This window comes from uncultured Romboutsia sp., from assembly GCF_958366745.1.
Taxonomy (GTDB): Bacteria; Bacillota; Clostridia; order Peptostreptococcales; family Peptostreptococcaceae; genus Romboutsia; species Romboutsia timonensis.
The window spans coordinates 1-3,530 of the sequence record NZ_CATXCO010000239.1; the positions used below are offsets into that span (position 1 = coordinate 1).

Below are 3,530 nucleotides of genomic sequence, written 5' to 3' on the forward strand. Positions count from 1 at the left end.
ATTTTTTCTAGCATTTCTTTCATTGGCTCACTATATATTGTTATAAACTCATTGTGGCTACTTCCTTCAAATAAAGTAGCATGTCTATTGCCTATCTCATAACAAACCTTTGGAACTAAATGAGTATCATCAACTTTAACAACTAATGCTTTATCTTTGGGGATATTAACAGCTATAACATTATCTTCATTTATAGCTAGTACATCACCTTGACGAAGCCCTCTTGTTAATATATCATTATCTAATTTTATACCTACCTCAATTCCACTTTGGCTAGTTTTTCTATGAAGCTTTTTAAATGCTTCATGCCATTCAATATCTACATAATCAATGTTACTATTTTTAAATTGTTCATCATTTATATTTCCAATTACTTTTTCAACTAACATATAAACTCCTATTTACCATAATTCTGTTAATATCATAAATCCTGGTATCCAAGCTGTAACTATACCTTCAAATATTGCTAAATATGGTACAAAACTTAGATGTTTCTTTAATACATTTTCGATAAAACCTGTTAGCCATAAAATACCCCATAGTATCCATATTACAGCCATTCTCCAGTCAGCATTTACAAAATACTCTATATAAGCTGCTGGTACTGAGTTAATTGCAACGAATAAACTATACCAACCATATAATCTAGGATCTAAATTAAATATAGAGTTTACAGCTACAAATAAATATGTAAATCCAAATAATAGCCCTGTAGCTGCTGAATAGAAATCTCCTATATCATTCATTGCTTGAAAGTCTCCATGTACTATAGTTATAATATTAATAGTTATAGACAATAAACCTACAAAAACATTCATTACTGCTGCTGATTTAGCATCAATATTAGTAATTCTTGCAATACCATTATTTATTAATACTATACCTACGTATAATAAAACTACTCCTAACATTTTTATCTACCTTCTTTTTAGAATAAATTATATCTTTGAGCTAAAGGCAGTTCTTTTGCTGGTTCACATTTTAGTAAAACACCGTCTGCTTTAACTTCATATGTTTCTGGATTTACTGTTATTTCTGGTGTTGCATTATTTAATACCATGTCTTTTTTACCTATATTTCTACAGTTTTTAACTGGGTAAACAGTCTTTTTAAGACCTAATTTTTCATTTATTTTATTTTCATATGATACTTTTGATACAAAAGTTAAACAGCTTTTATATTTAGCTTGTCCATGAGCTCCAAACATAGGTCTATATATTACTGGTTGTGGAGTAGGTATAGATGCATTAGGATCTCCCATTTTAGCTGCAACTATCATACAACCTTTTATTATCATTTCTGGTTTTATTCCAAAGTAAGCATTATTCCATACAACTAAATCTGCAAATTTACCAACCTCAATAGATCCTATATAATCAGAAACTCCTTGTGCTATAGCAGGATTTATAGTATATTTTGCTACATATCTTCTAGCTCTAAAGTTATCATTATCTCCCTTTTCTTCCTTTAATGGACCACGTTGTAGCTTCATTTTGTGAGCAGTTTGCCAAGTACGAGTTATAACTTCTCCAACCCTACCCATAGCTTGAGAGTCAGAACTCATTATACTAAATACACCCATATCATGAAGTACGTCTTCTGCTGCTATTGTTTCCGGTCTTATTCTTGAGTCTGCGAATGCAACGTCTTCTTCTATTTTTTTACTTAAGTGGTGACAAACCATTAACATGTCTAAGTGCTCATCTATTGTATTTACTGTATATGGCATAGTTGGGTTTGTAGATGCTGGTAATACATTTGAAAAAGCTGCTGCTTTTATTATGTCAGGTGAATGTCCTCCTCCTGCACCTTCTGTATGGAATGTATGTATAGTTCTTCCAGCTATGGCTTTTATTGTATCTTCCACATATCCGGATTCATTTAATGTATCTGTATGTATTGCAACTTGGACGTCATATTCATCAGCTACACTTAAGCATGTATCGATTACTGCTGGAGTTGCTCCCCAGTCTTCATGTATTTTAAGCCCTACTGCTCCTGCTAATATTTGTTCTTCTAATGCTCCAGGTGTTGAACAGTTTCCTTTACCATAAAATCCTAAGTTTATTGGATATTCTTCTGCTGCTTCAAGCATTCTTTCCATATTCCAAGGTCCTGGTGTACATGTAGTAGCATTAGTTCCATCTGATGGTCCTACTCCACCACCGATCATAGTTGTTATACCACTATATAGCGCTGTTGGTATTTGTTGTGGAGATATAAAGTGTATATGAGTATCTATACCACCAGCAGTAACTATTGCACCTTCTGCAGAAAGAGCTTCTGTAGATGCACCAACTACCATATTATGATCTACTCCATCCATAATATCAGGATTTCCAGCTTTACCTATTCCAACTATTTTTCCATCTTTTATACCAATATCAGCCTTAACAATACCCCAGTAATCAAGTATTAATGCATTAGTTATTACTAAGTCTAAATCTCCATTTTTACTAGTTCCTGTAGCTGATTGACCCATACCATTTCTAAGACTTTTTCCACCACCAAATTTACATTCATCTCCATAAACTGTGTAGTCTTTTTCTACTTCTATAAATAAATCTGTGTCTCCAAGTCTTACTTTATCTCCAACAGTTGGACCATACATTGATATATACTTACCTGCTTCTATTTTTTGACTCATATTTATCACCTACCTTATTTAATAAATCCTTTTATTTTTGCATTATCTAATGACCTTTTTATAGTAGTGTCATTTATTTGTGCTTCTGTCAATCCATTAAATCCAAATACTCTCTGACTACCACCAAACTCAACTAAATTAACTTCTTTTTCTTCTCCTGGTTCAAATCTAACCGATGTTCCTGATGCTATATCTAAGTGCATTCCATATGCTTTTTCTCTATCTAATTTTAATGCTTTATTAACTTCAAAAAAATGATAGTGAGATCCCACTTGTATAGCTCTGTCTCCAGTATTTGCAACTTTTAATGTTATTGAATTTTTACCTTCATTTATAGTAATTTCTTTTCTAGCTGGCTTTATTTCTCCTGGTACCATAATTTTCACCTCTTTTTATTGAATTGGGTTATGCACAGTTACTAATTTAGTTCCGTCTGGAAATGTTGCTTCAATTTGAACTTCATGTAAAACTTCAGCAACTCCTTCCATAACATCTTCTTTAGTAAGTATTTTTGTTCCTAGTCTCATCAACTCTGGTACTGACTTTCCCTCTCTTGCTAATTCTAAAAGTTCTGATGATATAAGTGCAGTAGACTCTACAAAGTTTAATTTTATTCCTCTATTTTTTCTATCTTTTGCTAATTCTCCTGCACAATGTAAAAGCAATTTTTCAATTTCTTTAGGTGTTAATCTCATAAACTTCTCCTTATATCTAAATTTCTATACCTTTGTAATTATTTACAATTTTTGTTATTATATTCTGAATTATCCATTTCTATATTAATAATTTCCTTATATATAAAAAATACTTTTATCATATTGATAAAAGTATTTCAGAGCGTAGACAAAGTCTACGCTCTTTTATTTTTGTCAATACTCTTTAT

General features: G+C 31.6%; 5 protein-coding genes. All 5 read right to left on the minus strand.

The genetic code is table 11. From position 1 onward, the window contains the following. Positions 1-389 (minus strand): urease accessory protein UreE (locus Q5F54_RS12015; RefSeq protein ID WP_302334497.1); only part of this gene is annotated, 389 nt, incomplete at its 3' end. A 12-nt stretch (positions 390-401) separates the two neighbouring features. Further along, on the minus strand, positions 402-911 hold the full coding sequence (locus tag Q5F54_RS12020) for an AmiS/UreI family transporter (RefSeq protein ID WP_281537474.1): 510 nt from the start codon (positions 909-911) through the stop codon (positions 402-404). 17 nt (positions 912-928) lie between these two features. Beyond that, on the minus strand, positions 929-2,647 hold the full coding sequence (gene ureC / locus Q5F54_RS12025; RefSeq protein WP_281537475.1) for an urease subunit alpha: 1,719 nt from the start codon (positions 2,645-2,647) through the stop codon (positions 929-931). A gap of 14 nt (positions 2,648-2,661) precedes the next feature. Then, positions 2,662-3,024, minus strand: coding sequence for an urease subunit beta (ureB, locus tag Q5F54_RS12030; protein WP_281537476.1), 363 nt, complete (start codon positions 3,022-3,024; stop codon positions 2,662-2,664). Positions 3,025-3,039: 15 nt separating this feature from the next. Next, positions 3,040-3,342 carry an urease subunit gamma gene (ureA, locus tag Q5F54_RS12035; protein ID WP_071120696.1) on the minus strand — a complete coding sequence of 101 codons (303 nt, stop codon included), beginning with the start codon at positions 3,340-3,342 and terminating at the stop codon, positions 3,040-3,042. Positions 3,343-3,530 lie beyond the last annotated feature (188 nt).

Bases quoted from the DNA above. Each gene is read 5' to 3' on its own strand.
- ureA (WP_071120696.1), bottom strand. From the start codon at position 3,342: ATGAGATTAACACCTAAAGAAATTGAAAAATTGCTTTTACATTGTGCA.
- Q5F54_RS12020 (WP_281537474.1), bottom strand. From the start codon at position 911: ATGTTAGGAGTAGTTTTATTATACGTAGGTATAGTATTAATAAATAAT.
- ureB (WP_281537476.1), bottom strand. From the start codon at position 3,024: ATGGTACCAGGAGAAATAAAGCCAGCTAGAAAAGAAATTACTATAAAT.
- ureC (WP_281537475.1), bottom strand. From the start codon at position 2,647: ATGAGTCAAAAAATAGAAGCAGGTAAGTATATATCAATGTATGGTCCA.